The 15,949-nt window shown below is 42.3% G+C and carries 15 protein-coding genes and 1 tRNA gene; 9 read left to right on the forward strand and 7 right to left on the reverse strand.

The annotated features are described in order from the left end of the window. Positions 1-2 precede the first annotated feature (2 nt). The gene (locus MuYL_RS22350; protein WP_094572662.1) at positions 3-731 is read right to left on the reverse strand and encodes a DUF4184 family protein; all 729 of its coding nucleotides are present in this window, start codon (positions 729-731) and stop codon (positions 3-5) included. A 189-nt stretch (positions 732-920) separates the two neighbouring features. Between MuYL_RS22350 and MuYL_RS22355 the strand changes: the two genes are divergently transcribed. After that, complete coding sequence (locus MuYL_RS22355) at positions 921-3,713, forward strand: DNA gyrase/topoisomerase IV subunit A (RefSeq protein ID WP_094572663.1); 2,793 nt, start codon at positions 921-923, stop codon at positions 3,711-3,713. 96 nt (positions 3,714-3,809) lie between these two features. Here the strand turns inward: MuYL_RS22355 and MuYL_RS22360 are convergent, their stop codons facing one another. From MuYL_RS22360 to MuYL_RS22380, 5 genes are all read right to left on the reverse strand, one after another. Then, positions 3,810-4,661: a sterol desaturase family protein gene (locus MuYL_RS22360; protein WP_094572664.1), complete on the reverse strand. Its 852-nt coding sequence runs from the start codon at positions 4,659-4,661 to the stop codon at positions 3,810-3,812. 19 nt (positions 4,662-4,680) lie between these two features. Then, positions 4,681-5,472: a diadenylate cyclase CdaA gene (gene cdaA / locus MuYL_RS22365; RefSeq protein ID WP_094572665.1), complete on the reverse strand. Its 792-nt coding sequence runs from the start codon at positions 5,470-5,472 to the stop codon at positions 4,681-4,683. Between the two features lie 103 nt (positions 5,473-5,575). Next, the gene (locus MuYL_RS22370; RefSeq protein WP_094572666.1) at positions 5,576-6,058 is read right to left on the reverse strand and encodes a group II truncated hemoglobin; all 483 of its coding nucleotides are present in this window, start codon (positions 6,056-6,058) and stop codon (positions 5,576-5,578) included. A gap of 75 nt (positions 6,059-6,133) precedes the next feature. Further along, positions 6,134-7,192 (reverse strand): TerC/Alx family metal homeostasis membrane protein, encoded by a 1,059-nt coding sequence (locus MuYL_RS22375; RefSeq protein ID WP_094572667.1) that lies wholly within the window; start codon positions 7,190-7,192, stop codon positions 6,134-6,136. Continuing rightward, positions 7,192-8,163 carry a polyprenyl synthetase family protein gene (locus MuYL_RS22380; RefSeq protein WP_094573073.1) on the reverse strand — a complete coding sequence of 324 codons (972 nt, stop codon included), beginning with the start codon at positions 8,161-8,163 and terminating at the stop codon, positions 7,192-7,194. Before MuYL_RS22380 ends, MuYL_RS22375 begins: the two co-directional genes overlap by 1 nt. A 353-nt stretch (positions 8,164-8,516) precedes the next feature. On the opposite strand from MuYL_RS22380, the gene MuYL_RS22385 reads away from it, so the two are divergent. Together MuYL_RS22385 and MuYL_RS22390 are read left to right on the forward strand one after the other, a co-directional pair. Beyond that, positions 8,517-8,604, forward strand: a tRNA-Ser gene (locus MuYL_RS22385). A 304-nt stretch (positions 8,605-8,908) separates the two neighbouring features. Beyond that, on the forward strand, positions 8,909-9,319 hold the full coding sequence (locus MuYL_RS22390; RefSeq protein ID WP_157741061.1) for a VOC family protein: 411 nt from the start codon (positions 8,909-8,911) through the stop codon (positions 9,317-9,319). A gap of 96 nt (positions 9,320-9,415) precedes the next feature. Here MuYL_RS22390 and MuYL_RS22395 read toward each other — a convergent pair whose 3' ends face one another. Continuing rightward, on the reverse strand, positions 9,416-10,543 hold the full coding sequence (locus MuYL_RS22395) for a glycoside hydrolase family 76 protein (RefSeq protein ID WP_094572669.1): 1,128 nt from the start codon (positions 10,541-10,543) through the stop codon (positions 9,416-9,418). Between the two features lie 270 nt (positions 10,544-10,813). On the opposite strand from MuYL_RS22395, the gene MuYL_RS22400 reads away from it, so the two are divergent. From MuYL_RS22400 to idi, 6 genes are all read left to right on the forward strand, one after another. After that, entirely contained in the window at positions 10,814-11,188 is a 375-nt protein-coding gene (locus MuYL_RS22400; protein WP_094572670.1) for a YciI family protein, read from the forward strand. Between the two features lie 21 nt (positions 11,189-11,209). Then, on the forward strand, positions 11,210-12,442 hold the full coding sequence (locus MuYL_RS22405; RefSeq protein WP_094572671.1) for an RNA polymerase sigma factor: 1,233 nt from the start codon (positions 11,210-11,212) through the stop codon (positions 12,440-12,442). 145 nt (positions 12,443-12,587) lie between these two features. Then, positions 12,588-14,108, forward strand: a complete 1,521-nt coding sequence (locus MuYL_RS22410; RefSeq protein ID WP_094572672.1) for a phytoene desaturase family protein — start codon at positions 12,588-12,590, stop codon at positions 14,106-14,108. After that, positions 14,105-14,941, forward strand: coding sequence for a phytoene/squalene synthase family protein (locus MuYL_RS22415; RefSeq protein ID WP_094572673.1), 837 nt, complete (start codon positions 14,105-14,107; stop codon positions 14,939-14,941). Before MuYL_RS22410 ends, MuYL_RS22415 begins: the two co-directional genes overlap by 4 nt. Further along, a complete protein-coding gene (locus tag MuYL_RS22420) occupies positions 14,938-15,429 on the forward strand; it encodes a hypothetical protein (RefSeq protein ID WP_094572674.1) in 492 nt (163 codons plus the stop codon). Before MuYL_RS22415 ends, MuYL_RS22420 begins: the two co-directional genes overlap by 4 nt. Continuing rightward, on the forward strand, positions 15,426-15,947 hold the full coding sequence (gene idi, locus MuYL_RS22425) for an isopentenyl-diphosphate Delta-isomerase (RefSeq protein ID WP_094572675.1): 522 nt from the start codon (positions 15,426-15,428) through the stop codon (positions 15,945-15,947). The genes MuYL_RS22420 and idi overlap by 4 nt, the downstream gene beginning before the upstream one ends. Positions 15,948-15,949: the final 2 nt, after the last annotated feature.

A 15,949-nucleotide genomic window follows, 5' to 3' on the forward strand; every position in this document is an offset into this window, starting at 1 on the left:
AGTTATACCATAGGTTGAACCCGCTCTGCAAGCATCGTTGCCACAATAAGCCCAATCACTCCCCCTGAAACAACCGTTACAATTAACGTTCCGTACTGATGCAATGGCATTCCCGTAGCAAGCTTTATAGCTACCACCACTACCATCACCAATATTATTTGCAGCCAATAACCGGCAATGCTTGTAGCCCTGGTAAGTTTGCCCCTGGGCAGCATATAATAACTTATTAAAATAATTAATGCCCCCGCCGCCGTACTGGCATGTTGTAAAAGGGTATAGATATAGAACCGGTAACCATGCACCTTAACAATACGCGATAAATAAGCAAAACGCTTTACAAACATACCGCCGGGATGTGTAAAGCCATCCCATAAAATATGCGTTGCAGCACCTATGGCAACGGAGATCAGGATAGCCAAAAAGTATTTTAGTGTGTAATAAGTTATAAAGCCCCTTAAGCTAAAAAACCTCCGGTTTATACCTGCGGGCAAATGGGTAATAAGTTTATCCTTAACAAAGATCTCGTATAAAATAACCAGGATATAGGCTAATGGAATATCAAACCAAATAAAGCCCTGCCAGGTATGACTGTAGCGGCTCAACATCCGCATGCGGATAAGGTATTCAAAATCGGGCACCATGCTGCCAATAACCAAACCGGTAAGTGACAAACCTTTCGCCAGCCTCCCTAATGGTAAAACAACAGCAGGATGTGAAAAAGTGAAAGGCATTCCCAAATATACAATCTAGCCGGGTATTTTTTTTAAACGGACATTCTTTTATGGGGTAAGCTTAAATTTTAATTCAGCAGGTTCAGAGTATTTCAGTTATTAATAATTCGTCTTAATATTTTCAAATCTTCAAATTCCAAAATCTCCAAATTAAGCTATCTTTACCCATCCAAAATTTTTTAGCTAATAATGAGTGAAGATTTAAATCAAGACGAGATACCTGCCAATAGCGAAGAAAAACTCCACAACATTACCTCACTCGACGGGCTGTACGAAAACTGGTTCCTGGATTACGCCTCTTACGTAATTCTTGACCGTGCTGTTCCGCACATTAACGATGGTTTAAAGCCCGTGCAGCGCCGTATTCTTCACTCATTAAAGGAGATGGACGACGGGCGTTTTAACAAAGCCGCCAACGTTATTGGTAACACCATGAAATATCACCCGCACGGGGATGCTTCCATCGGTGATGCCATGGTACAAATAGGACAAAAAAACCTGTTGATTGACTGCCAGGGAAACTGGGGCGACCCGGTAACCGGCGACTCCGCTGCTGCGCCGCGTTATATTGAGGCCCGTCTTTCAAAATTTGCACTCGAAGTTGTTTTTAACCCGGATACTACCGACTGGCAGGCCAGCTACGACGGCCGTAACCGCGAACCGATCACCTTGCCGGTTAAATTCCCTTTACTGCTTGCACAAGGTGCCGATGGTATTGCCGTAGGACTGGCAACCAAGATAATGCCGCATAACTTTATTGAGCTGATAGATGCATCAATTGAAGTGCTAAAAGGCAACTTACCTAATTTAATGCCCGATTTCCCCACCGGGGGAATGGCTGACGCCTCCGCCTATAACGACGGACAACGGGGAGGTAAAGTTAGGATCAGGGCAAAAATTGAGGAACGGGATAAAAAAACGCTGGCCATAACCGAAATTCCGTTTAGCACCACTACCGGTGGACTGATGGAAAGTATAGTAGCGGCTAACGAAAAAGGTAAAATAAAGATCAAGAAGATAGAGGACAATACATCCAGCAGCGTGGAAATTGTGGTGCACCTGGCACCCGGAATTTCACCGGATGTAACTATTGATGCCTTGTATGCCTTTACTGACTGTGAAGTTTCTATCTCACCAAACACCTGCGTAATTCAGCACGATAAGCCGCGCTTTATGAGCGTTAATGACATGCTTACCGAAAGCACGCATTATACCCGCCAGCTGCTTAAAATGGAGCTGGAGATCAGGCTGAAAGAGCTAATGGAAAAGATCTTTTTCAGCTCGCTGCTTAAGATTTTTATCCAGGAAGGCATGTACAAGCATCCTGACTACGAAACTTCCAGCAACTTCGAAATGGTGCTTGAAGTTTTGAACAGGCTGTTTGAGCCATTCTTCCCAATGTTTTACAGGGCTATTTTACCCGAAGATTACAAGAAGCTGATTGATAAGCCAATGAGCAGTATCACCCGTTTTGATGTAAAGAAAACGGATGAGCAGATAAAAGGCCTGGAGGCTGAAATAAAAGAGGTAAAACATCACCTCAAACATTTAACAGATTATACTATTGCCTGGTTCCTTAAACTGAAAGAAAAATATGGCAAGGGCCGCGAACGTAAAACAGAGCTGCGCACCTTTGATAAAGTAGAAGCAGCCCAGGTAGCCCTGGCAAATGCCAAACTGTATGTTAACCGTGTGGATGGATTTATTGGTGCGGGCTTAAAAAAGGACGAATTTGTAACTGATTGCTCAGATATCGACGAGATCATTGTTTTTCGTGAGGATGGACGCTGCCTGATCACCAAGGTACAGGATAAAGTTTTTGTTGGGAAAGAGATCATCCACGTAGCGGTATTTAAAAAGAATGACGAACGTACCGTTTACAACATGATTTATAAAGACGGACAGAGCGGGGTGAGTTACGTAAAGCGTTTTTCGGTTGTAGGCGTTACCCGCGACAAAGAATACGATTTAACCAAGGGTACCAAAGGAACAAGGGTATTATACTTCTCAGCTAATCCGAACGGCGAGGCTGAAATTGTTAATGTGCAGTTAAAGCCGCACAGCAAGCTCAAAAAACTACAGTTTGACGAAGACTTTGCCGCATTGACCATTAAGGGCCGTGGCTCTATGGGTAACATCATCACCAAATATCCTGTTAAAAAAATCCTGCTGAAGAGCAAAGGCATTTCAACACTGGCAGGAAGAAAGATTTGGTATGATGATATTTTGAAACGACTGAATGCTGACGGCCGCGGAAAATACCTGGGTGAATTTGATGGCGACGATAAAATATTAACGGTGTTAAGCAATGGCATTTATGAACTCACCAGCTTCGACCTTAATAATCACTTTGATGATAAAATGATTGTGATTGAAAAATACGATCCTGCCAGGATATTTTCGGTTATTCATATTGATGGCAAATCGAAAAACTATATGGTTAAAAGGTTTGTATTTGAAAACCTGGCCATAGGTAAACAGGTTAGCATTATTAGCGATGAGAACGGTTCAAAATTAGTAATGATCTCGCGTGCGGCACAGCCAATTGTAAAAGTGCAGCAGCTAAAAGGTAAGGAACAAACGCCCGAAACCCTTGAACTGGATCTTTCCGCTTTGATTGATGTTAAGGGAATGAAAGCCATGGGTAACCGTTTATCACAGCATCCCATAAAATCAGTTGACCTGATGGCTGAAATAGAGGCGGAAGAAGAAGCTGTAATACCAGCTGAGGCAGATACTACTGCCGGCGAAAAAGAAGAGGTTGAAGCTACCATTGAAGAAACAAAAGATATTGAGGTTGAAAAACGGGAAATAAAAATAGCAGAACCTAACCATTCATCTGAACAAGATAAAAAACCAGCTGATCAATTGACAGAATCGCCCAAAAAACCAACGGAACCGCAGCCAAAAAAAATAGATTTTGAAATAACAAACCCTGATGATATTGATATAGACGATACCGGGCAGTTGGGATTGTTTTAAGTTAATTTTAATACAAACGGGGCGGCAAATCGTCGGCCCTGTTTTGAAATGGCAATTTTAGCAGGTAAAGCAATTCAAAGATATCCGTTAATCGCTTTATAGCTCCGGCAGCGCTTCATCCCGCCCGGCAAAAGTTAATCCGGTTTTTTTGGATTCTTTAAGCTGGTCACGGATAATTTTACCTTCCTCCCGTTGTTCAACAATCCTGTTAAAGCTGTCTTCATATTCAGGGTGATTGGTATGCATTATCCTGTCCCAAAAATTCAGGTACAGCCCATAATTACATTTAACAAGCCGGTGGTGCATGTTATGATGGGTTGATGTGTTATGCCACTTAAATATTTTATGGCTGGCAAACCCTTTTGGGAACAGTTCATAGCCGAGATGTCCGGCGACATTTAACAATAAACTATAGAATCCGAATACCACTATTGCCGAAGCGTGGTGAGGAATGGTAAACGAAATAAGCGGGATAATACTGACTTCAACCACCGCTTCGAGCGGGTGAAAAGCGTAAGCCGCAAATGGTGTTGGATTAATAGAGAGGTGGTGCGTTTTATGCACATATTTAAATAGTGGCTTCCAGTGCATTAACCGGTGTGTCCAATAAAAATAGGTATCATGTAACAGGATCATTAGCAAAATACTGATAAAATAATACACATAGCCATATTTATTTATAGGCGCATATACCAGTGTCAACCCTTTGGCACCAGCTATTATGGTAAGCGTTATAATTAAACCAAATATCAGCACTGTAAAAAACGAATACTTTATTTCGCGGAAGATGTGCTGTTTATCCGGGTATTTCTGCTGAATTTTTGAGTACCAGTACTTCTTGTTCTTCCAAACATAAAAAAACAGGTAAAATAAACCAGTAAACAACAAGTAGCGGATGCTTATATTGAACAGTACGTTTAAAGTGTCGTATGAATAAAGCGCTTGCATACAGTAGTAACGTTAAAAATCAAAAATCCTTATTCAGCAATTTCTCAAGCTCGGCAAAGCTGATGTTCATTTTAACGCGGCCCTGTTTGGCATAAGAGATTTCTCCCGTTTCTTCAGATACTATTATAGCAGTAGCGTCATTAGCTTCAGTTACACCAATACCGGCCCGGTGGCGCAAACCGAATTGCGTGGGAAGGTCCGTCTTTTCAGTAAGTGGTAATATGCAGCTGGCCGATTTTATTTTATTCTCGGCAATAACTACTGCACCATCATGCAGCGGACTGTTCTTTTGAAAGATACTCTCCAGCAAACGTTTCGAGATCTTAGCCTCAATTACTTCACAACTATTCTGGTAAAACTGTTCGTCGTAATATTTTGCAAAAACAATCAGGGCGCCGGTACGGGTTTGCTTAAGGCTTTTACAGGCATCAATTATTGGCTTTATGCGGGCGTAGTTATCCTTTTCAATTTGTGCCTTACCAAAAAAGTACTGCCACCATGCCTTGTTACGCTGTAACGAAGCATTTTTACCTACCAGCAGCAAAAACCGCCTGATCTCCTGCTGAAATAAAACTATAACCGCTATAATACCTACATCGGCCACCTTTTTAAGGATCCCGGCGAGTAGCGGCATCTTTTCTTCCGGAACAATGAAGTAAAGAATATAGATCAGGGTAAGCCCTATAAATATATTAGCAGCGATGGTTCCCCTTATAAGGTTATATAGCTGGTATATAATAATGGCCAGCAATAAAATATCCAGTACAGAAAAAGGAGTAATTTTTAAAAGGCCGAAATCAAACGCTTGCATTTAGCTAAGGTAGGTTTTTAGTCCCAAAGTCGGAAAAACCCGGATGTCAGAAATCAGAATAACTTATTGGGGCCTCTTCCAAATTTCCGCACATACGCTCCCCCTATCCCTGAAATGGCCCCCCGGGCACGCCCCAGCCCCACCTGGGCATTGGCACATCGGGATCTTCGGTTACTTCATCCGTGTTTGAGTTAATCACTGCTATCCGGGTTCCCCATTCCAGGTAGGCTAAAAACGCAGAGCGAAACTCCGGGTCCGGCGGTAGCGCCAGTTCGTCGGCAGTTTCCAGCAGCAATTCCATCCAGCGTTTGCGGTGGGTTTCGGTAAGGTGTTTTTTAAGATGCTTTTTTATCATCAAAAAATGGCTGCCCTCTGATTCACTATAAACTTTTGGACCGCCAAGCACTTCAGCAACAAAATGCGCCACGTGTAACCGGTGCGCTGCAGACATATGTTTAAAAACCGGCTCCAGGATCCCGTCCGCTAAAACTTTATCATAAAAATTATCGAAAAGGGTTACAAATACAGGCATTCCGCCAGCCCATTCATAAAGCGTTGGGATTTTTGCGTGATGGTTTGCTGCCATGATTTTAGCTTTGGATAGTTGTAATGTTTAAAGATTGGAAAGTTATTTCGAAAGATCAACGTTTTTTCGCTGGCTCTAGCCTCTTTTTATTTCCTCTTTGTTCTTTGGGAACAACAACGAGGCGGCCACACTTATTAACAGGATAGCTAAAATTATCAGCAGCGACCGCGCGGTGTTGAGGCCGACTAGTTCAGCATATTCAGCCAACAGCATTTTAAGACCGATAAATGCCAGCAAGGCCGCAAGCCCTACCTTCAGATAATGGAACTTGTCAATAATATTAACCAACAAAAAGAACATGGAGCGCAAACCCAGTATGGCAAATATATTAGAGAAGAAGACGATATAAGGATCTTTGGTGATCGAAAATATAGCGGGGATGGAATCTACAGCAAACACCAGGTCGGTAAGCTCAATAATGAGCAAAACCAGGAAAAGCGGCGTCATCATTTTTTTGCCATTTATATTTACAAAAAACCTGTCGCCTTCAAATTGGGGATGCACCGAAAAATACCGGGATGCCAGTTTAACCACCTTGTGATTCTCAGGGTCAATGTTTTCGTCTTTGTTGCGGTTAATGAACATGCTTACGCCTGTATAAACCAAAAACGCACCGAAAAGGTAAAGGATCCAATGGAAATGTTCAATAAGTGTTGAACCCAGGAAAATAAAAGCAAACCGCATTACAACGGCACCGGCAATACCCCAAAAAAGCACTTTATGATAATGCCTGGGGCTAACACTAAAAGCTGTAAAAATCAGTACGATAACAAATATATTATCTACTGATAAAGCATATTCAACAACATAACCGGTAATAAACTCTAACCCGAGGGCATTTCGATAAAGTTGCAGGCTGCCGGCAAAATCATTAGGATTAAGCTTAAGTTTATGAAAATGAGCGGCATTAACTTTCTGCAGAACGGCCAAACTATTGATATGGTGAAGCAAGTGCCCCCAGTTTAATATCAGCACATAAAACCCAAGCGCTAAAATCACCCATACAGCGCTCATTATGCCGGCCCGCTTAAGGCTAACAGGTTTTTCGGGAGTGGCAAAAAGGCCCAAATCAAGGGCGAGCATTATTAAAATGAAAACGATAAAACCTGATATAAAGATCAGTTCGCTGCTCATTATTTATTGCGTTCGGTGGTAAAGCGTACCAGTTGTTCCAGCCCGGTACGGGCCTCGCCCGCCGGGAAGGTATTTAATATTTCAAAGGCTTCGTCCTGATATTTCTTCATCTGGGTTTCTGCATACTGCAGTCCGCCGGTTTCTTTTACAAAGCTGATGATCTGCGCAATTTTTGCGGGATCATCATTGTGGTTTTTAACCAGGTTGATCATTTTCTTTTTAACATCAGGCTTGCTGTTGTTAAGTGCGTAGATGAGCGGTAGCGTAACCTTCTTTTCTTTGATATCAATACCTAGCGGCTTGCCTACATCATCGGTGCCAAAATCAAACATATCATCCTTTATCTGGAAGGCGATGCCTATCTTTTCGCCAAACAGGCGCATTTTTTCGATTATTTCATCAGCGGCCCCGGCTGACGCGGCCCCGCATTCGCAGCAACTGGCTATCAAGCTGGCCGTTTTCTGCCTGATCACTTCGTAATAAACCTTTTCTTCAATATCCATCCGGCGCACTTTTTCCACCTGCAGCAATTCGCCTTCAATCATCTGCTCCATTGCTGTAGATACTATTTTAAGGAACCTGTAGTCATCATTCTTCATGGAGAGCAGCAAGCCTTTCGACAGCAGGAAATCGCCAACCAAAACGGCAATTTTATTTTTCCATAAAGCGTTGATAGAGAAAAAACTGCGGCGCTGATAGGAGTTATCAACCACGTCGTCATGAATCAGTGTGGCGGTATGCAACAGTTCAACAAGCGCGGCACCGCGATGCGTTGACTCATTGATGCCCCCGCAAATGCTGGCCGAAAAAAATACAAACATGGGCCTGATTTGCTTTCCCTTACGCTTAACGATATAGTGGGTGATACGATCAAGCAGAGGAACCGAGCTTTGCATAGAAGCTTTAAATTTCCCCTCAAAAACATCTATATCCGCCGCAATAGGTTTTTTAATCTCGTTGATGCTCAGCATTAAATTACCGCTTTTAAAATTTGAAGCCTGTTTTCGGGCTTTACGCACAAACATAAGTAAAAAGTTGCTGGTTCGCAGGTGGTGTATAATAGTATTATGCTAAAATGACGATTGTCTGCCAGGCAAAAATTCCGCGACCTTTTATGAGGTCCCCCTTCCTGTCAGGTCAAAGATTAGCCATTAAACCTTTTACTCTAAAAACACTCTATTACTTTAACAACGTCAAATTGGAAAGACGAGTGATTATAGTTTTGTGTAAGTTAAGTTTTCATGAAGCGCCGCGGACATTTTATCCCGGCGCTTTTTTATTGCTGTTAAAAGCAATATTATTTTACCTTTGCAATCCAAATTACGGAGAGGTGTCTGAGTGGTCGAAAGAGCACGCCTGGAAAGTGTGTATACTTCAAAAGGGTATCGAGGGTTCGAATCCCTCCCTCTCCGCACAATATTTATAAAGCCTGATAGTTAGCTTATTAGCAATATATCAGGCTTTCTTATTGCCATATCTCTGCCCTTTCTCTACTTTTAATTATGAAAGACTGCTAGCCAACCAACATCGTAGCGTTAATGTTTAAAGAAACGCCGCAAGTATTAAACCGGATGGTTGAGGTTGTTGTTTATAACCAGCCCGGTTTATGAACGGATGTCAGCCTTCTTAAATTGCATTAACACAGGGGTTGCATTCTTCAAAATGCACCTTACACGTTTAATTACTTTACACCTTTACACCAGTTATCTATTATTTATGAATTTTAAAATCAACCATATCCAGCATATCGGAATCCCCGTAACTGATTTAAACAGATCAGAAACATTTTATAAGAAACTGGGATTTGAAAACGTAATGGCATCCGGGTTTGATCACAATGGAGGCAGGGGTAAAATGGCAATGATGCAAAAAGGCGAAATGATCATTGAAATTTATCAGTTGCCGGATACAGTGCTTGACGAAATAAGAAACCGTGCAGATGGCCATATAGACCATGTTGCTTTTGATGTGGATGATATTGATCTGGCATTTAGCGAATTGAAAAACGCCTCTTTCCTCATTATTGAAGATGCACCGGTTTTTCTTCCCTTTTGGAAAAACGGATGTAAATACTTTAATATTTCAGGCCCCGACGGTGAGCGGCTGGAGTTTAACCAGATCTTATAAGTGAAACAATCCGACAGGATACCGGATTGTGTTTCACTTATAAAGTTTTTTAATCTGCCTGGCTGCTATAATGGCCATGCGTGAGTTAATGATACCTTATTGCGATGGCGGGCAAATCTGCATTAACGTTACAACACTACTCGCTTCGTAGGATTGTATGATACCAGTTGGGCAGGCTACCGCGTAGTTGCGGTAAGTTAAATTGCGGGCCTTATCACGATTTGCCCAGCCTGAATTAACATTTTTTTGGATCCAGGCCAAATATTGCTTTTGTCCGCCGTCATTAATCAGCATCATTAGGTATTGTGCAAATATAGCTTTCAGCACGCCCTGTTCATTAAAATCGCCTTCGGCGGGCAATATCCCATTAACGCACATCTTGTTTTGGGTATAGTCGGCGGCCAATTTGGCATCAGCCAGGTAGGTGGCGTCGTTTGTTACCTGATAAAGCATCACACCGGCGCCGATAGCTGTACCCTGATTATAAGTATAATCCTGGTAGCCCGGAGGATTATTGCCTATTTTATGATCGGCCACTTCGCCGCTGGTTGCATTAAACAAATTTGCTTTTGACCATGCATAAATTGATTTTGCTTTAGCAAGATAACTCGTATCCTTAGTAATTTGGTACAGGCGTACCGCTGCAATAACAGTAGGATAATTAATGCATGCATTTTTACCGCTGTGTTGAAAATCCCAAAACATCCCACCATCAACGGAATCATAGGAGCCGGCCCAAACATGGTTAAAGCCCGCAACAGCGTTTTGCAGATAAGCTGTATTCCCGGTAAGTTGGTTCGCTCTTGCTAACGCTGTTACCCACCACATCATATCGTCGTAAATAAACCAGGTAGTTTGATTGTTCCAGTTATAATTATCATACTGGTTTGCCCCTCCCGCATACATATCGTTTACCATTGTTAACTGGGACGGGCTTTTTGTACGTTCGTAAACATCCATGGCTAAATCCCAGTAAATGGCCTGGGTCCATATTGCACCAATTCCGCTCTTGTCGGTGGCATTGTAATATAACCTGGCTGTTGGGTTGTAGAAATAGCTATTGAAAGCGGTGTATGCGGTATCAGCATCCTTAAGTGTGAAATTTGCTGATTGAACCACCGGCACCGGCTTTAATGATTGTGGCGCCGGTAAGTGATAAGGTTTGGTACAGCCTATGAAGGCCAAACCTAAAATAAAAAATAAAGTGTAAAAAAAATTTCTCATAGTAAAGTTAGTATTGAATTGGGTTAGTATGTAACTGGTATCGCAATGATAGATTTAAGCTCTTAAAAACAAGGTTAAAAAAGCGATTAACACCCAATTAAATTCATTAACCTTTAATAATTATTCTTTGTGATTTACCCGATAAATTGCCTTTGCTGCTATGGATTACAGCATACTAACATAAATTTCCAGGATCCTGTCCAATTTTAAAAAGCTTAATTGTTATCGGGTTATAATTCATAAATTCAGTAACACTTAAAACTTAAGAAAATGAACGAGTACGCTTTAATTATGAGGCACGAGGATGGCACGAAGATCGCCTCGCCGGAACAAATGCAAATCTGGATGAAACAAACAATGGACTGGATAGGCAGTATTGCCGCCCAAAACAAGTTTGTTAGTGGCACGGGACTGCCTTTTGACGACGCCCTTGTGGTACACTCAAATAATATGGTTACCAACGGTCCTTTTGGCGAGATCAAGGAAACGATAGGCGGGTTTGTTATAGTTAAAGCCGAATCTGCACATGAAGCGGCTGAATTTGCAAAAGGCTGCCCGGTTTTGCAAGGCGAAGGGAACACGATGGAAGTGCGCCGCATCGCCAAAAATGATGGAACACACCAAAAGTTTAAAAGGCCGCTGTAGCTTCACGGAGGCTTTTAGTTTATGGATCAACAGGAATTAATACCACATTTATTCAGGTCGGAATACCGAAAAATTGTCTCTGTATTGTGCAGGCGCTTTGGATTCGACCAATTGGAGATAGCTGAGGATATTACCAGCGAAACCTTCCTTACCGCCGCGCAAACCTGGGGCTGCAAGGGCCTGCCCGAAAACCCTGTTGCGTGGTTGTATGGCGTCGCCAAAAACAAAGCAAAAAATCATCTGCAGCGCGATTTAACCTTCCAAACTAAAGTAGCGCCGCAAGTCAGGAGCAATTTTACAGAACGCTATGAAAGTGACATAGACTTATCGCCGCAAAACATCAGCGACAGCCAGTTACAAATGATGTTCGCCATTTGCCATCCTTCCATCCCACCCGAGGCGCAGATAGGTTTATCACTTCGCATCCTTTGCGGGTTTGGCATTGATGAGATTTCCGAGGCTTTTCTAAGCAACAGGGAAACGATCAACAAGCGCTTATACCGGGCCCGGGAAAAACTTCGTACGGAACAAATAAAAATAGAACTTCCGGGTAGAGCAGAAATTGACAAGCGGCTGGACGCAGTACTGACAACAATTTACCTGCTGTTTAACGAGGGCTACTATTCGGTTAGCCAAAATCAAGTTCTTCGCCAGGATCTTTGTTTCGAGGCCATCAGGCTCTGTCAAATGCTGGCAGCCAATAAGCACACGAACAAGCCCCCGGTTAATGCCTTGCTTGCGTTGATGTATTTTCACGCATCGCGGTTTGATGCGCGGGTAAATGAAACCGGCGGGATTATTTTATATGACGATCAGGACACCAGCTTGTGGAACGCCGAGATGATCTTCAAGGGTGGCTATTATTTACACAGATCAGCAAGTGGCGATACACTTTCAAAATACCACCTGGAGGCCTCCATCGCCTACTGGAGCACCCAAAAGACTGATACTAAAGAGAAATGGGAAAGTATATTGCAGCTGTATAATCGTTATTTGCAGATCGCTTATTCGCCGGTGGCGGCACTTAACCGCACCTATGCCCTGGCGAAAGCAAAAGGTAAGCAGCAAGCGATTGTTGAAGCTGAGAAATTGAACCTGACAGGCAATCAATTTTATTTTGCCCTGTTGGGTGAGCTTTATACAGGCATTGATGACCAGAAAGCGAAAACGAATTTCCAAAAAGCACTCGCTATCTCAAAAACCCCGGCAGATAAAAAAATCATTCTGAAAAAGATAGATGCGCTAGGGGAATAATCAACCGCTATATTTACTATGTACCAGGGAGTATGATTGCAATTTTTCAAATTAATGCAATATTATACTATAAAGTTAAATTCAATACAATATTGCATTATATTTGCTTCGGAAATTAAATTATCCTGGTTTCCACAAGCGGTTGATGCCAAAGCCCTATAAAACTCCTACTAATTTTCCTGATGCTGCTAAGTCGTCGGTAGCTGTAATCGGTTCCGGCTTTTCCGGCCTGAGTGCCGCAGCATACCTAGCCAAAGCAGGTTACGGCGTAAATGTTTATGAAAAGAACGCTGAAGCAGGCGGTCGCGCACGGCAACTGATTGACAACGGTTATACTTTCGATATGGGCCCAAGCTGGTATTGGATGCCCGAAGTATTTGAGCATTTCTTTAATGACTTCGGTTATAAGGCGGCAGACTTTTATGAATTAGAACAGCTTGATCCGGGATTTACCATCGTCTTTGGTAAAGATGATGTTATGAATGTACCTGCAGATTATACCGCTTTGGAAGCCCTGTTTGAATCCATTGAACATGGAAGTGCCCGGCAACTTTCGCTTTTTTTAGATGAAGCTGGTTATAAATACCAAACGGGCATGAATAAACTGGTTCACAAACCAGGTCTTTCGCTATTGGAATTTGCTGACTGGGATTTGATCAGGGGCGTATTTAAATTGCAGGTATTCACATCTTTCAGCAAACACGTGCGGCGTTTTTTTAAAGATCCGCGACTGATCACTTTAATGGAGTTTCCGGTTCTCTTTCTTGGCGCTATGCCTGAAGATACCCCTGCCTTATATAGCCTGATGAACTATGCCGGGCTAAAACTTGGCACCTGGTATCCTAAAGGCGGCTTTGGTAAAGTTATTGATGGCATGAAGAAAGTATGTGAGGCACAAGGGGTAGTTTTCCATACCAATTCCCCGGTGAACCATCTTCACGTCGAAAACCGGCAAATCAATAAAATCAGTACCAGATACGGAGATAGCAGTTATGACGGCGTAATTGCTGCTGCAGATTATCACCACGTTGAATCACAACTACTTGACGCTGAACTTAGAAATTATGATGAAGGTTACTGGGATAAACGGGTGATGGCTCCGTCAAGCCTGATCTTTTACCTGGGCGTAACCCGTAAGATTGAAAAGCTCGAACATCACACTTTGTTTTTCGACGCCGATTTAAAGTTGCATGCTATAGAGATCTACAAAGATCCTCAATGGCCAACCAAGCCGCTTTTTTATGTTTGCTGTCCCTCAAAGTCAGACGATGGCCTGGCACCGGAAGGGCACGAAAATTTATTTATACTCATGCCGCTGGCACCCGGTATTGAAGATACCGAAGCGCTGCGTGAAGAATATTTCGGACTGATCATGGACCGCCTGGAGGATTATTGCAGCATGGATATCAGAGCGGCACTTGACTATAAAAAAAGCTATTGCGTTAAGGATTTCACAACCGATTATAATTCTTTTAAAGGGAACGCGTATGGTTTAGCCAATACGCTGATGCAAACAGCTCATTTGAAACCATCCATCAAAAACAAGAAAGTAAAAAATCTTTTTTATGCAGGGCAACTCACCGTACCAGGACCGGGAGTGCCTCCTTCTATTATATCTGGTAAAGTATCCGCTCAATTACTTATACAATACCTAAATAAAAAATGAAAAAAAAATTTGACACTTTATCTGCTACCTGCAGCAGGGAAACTACCCGGCTATACAGTACCAGCTTTTCACTGGGGATATTTTTTTTCAATAAAGAAGTCCGTCAACCCATACATGCTATCTATGGCTTTGTGAGGCTTGCAGACGAGATAGTGGATAGCTTTCATAATTATCCAAAATCGCAAATGCTTGCGGAACTAAAGAAAGATTGCTTTACGGCTATTGAACGGGGCATTAGTATCAACCCGGTACTCAATTCGTTTCAGCAGGTAGTAAATCAATACGGCATACAGCACGATTTGATCAGTCAGTTCTTAAGCAGTATGGAAATGGATCTGGGAGAGCAGTCATACACGTCGGAGAAATATGAGGAATACATTATGGGATCAGCACAGGTTGTGGGCTTAATGTGCCTTCATGTTTTTACTAATGGAAATAATGAGGAATTTGAACGCTTAAAAATACCGGCAATGAAACTGGGGTCGGCGTTCCAAAAAGTGAATTTCCTTAGGGATGTTAATGCGGATTACCAGGAATTAAACCGAACATATTTTCCAGGTGTTAATCTCTCGGCGTTTTCTGATGAAAACAAGCGTGCTATTGAACAGGATATCTTAACAGAACTAAATGAGGCGTTAAACGGAATAAGGCTATTGCCGCGCTCATGCCGTAAAGGGGTTTACCTGGCTTATGTATATTACAAACAGCTTTTTCGAAAGATTGCCAGGGTGCCTGCTGAAAGGGTGATGTCAGAACGGATACGGGTATCTAACGGCCACAAATTTTATTTAATGTTTGATTCTCTAATCAGGTACAAATTAAATGTACTATGAAAGTTATGTTTTGGCTTTGCCTGATGCAATTGGGAGTGCAAACAATTGACATGGGCGAGATACGTAACCTTTACCAGCGAGCACCAAAGGTTAAAAAAGATGCGCTTCAACTAAACCAGTTAATGCTGCGGGTTGATAGCCTGGATGCCCCTGTTCTTATTTGTTATAAAGGTGCAAATGAAATGATCCAGGCAAAATATACGCTGAACCCCTTCGCTAAATTCGAAAAATTTAACAGGGGAAAAGAGCTGATAAAAAAAGCCTTCAGCCGCGATTCACTGAATTTGGAAATGCGTTTTATTCGCTACTCAATTCAAATCAACCTGCCTTCTTTTTTAGGCTATAATGATGAACTTGACACGGATAAACGCTTTTTGCTGGACAATACCAGGGAAAATAAAGACACTAAACTGAAAGAGATAATTTTTAACTATTTGGCCATACTGCCGGTTATTAAACAGGAAGAATTAAAACAACTAAAAAAGTGAAAGAAAGTGTAATGATTGTGAACGCCGACGGCCAGGCATGGGGGACAATGGATAAAATGGCCGCTCACGTAACGGGAACGCTTCATCGCGCTTTCTCGGTATTTATTTTTAACAGCAAAGGGCAATTGTTGCTGCAACAAAGAGCCCTTGATAAATATCATTCCGGCGGGTTATGGACTAATACCTGTTGCAGTCACCCGCGTTTGGGCGAAACAACCCCTGACGCTGCGCATCGCCGCTTAAAAGAAGAAATGGGAATGGATTGTGAACTGACGGAACTATTTCAGTTTACCTACCGCCATGAATTCGATAACGGGCTCATTGAACACGAGTACGATCATGTATTCATTGGAAAAAGCGACACGCTTCCCCAGCCAGACCCGGCTGAAGTGGCCGGTTTTAAATACATGGATACCGATCTTTTAGTCCTTGAGTTAATTGAACGGCCCAATGAATATACGGCCTGGTTTAAACTATGCCTGGATAAGGTTATAGAAAGTTATCATCAAATAAATTAAAA

The sequence above is a fragment of the Mucilaginibacter xinganensis genome, from assembly GCF_002257585.1.
Classification (GTDB): domain Bacteria; phylum Bacteroidota; class Bacteroidia; order Sphingobacteriales; family Sphingobacteriaceae; genus Mucilaginibacter; species Mucilaginibacter xinganensis.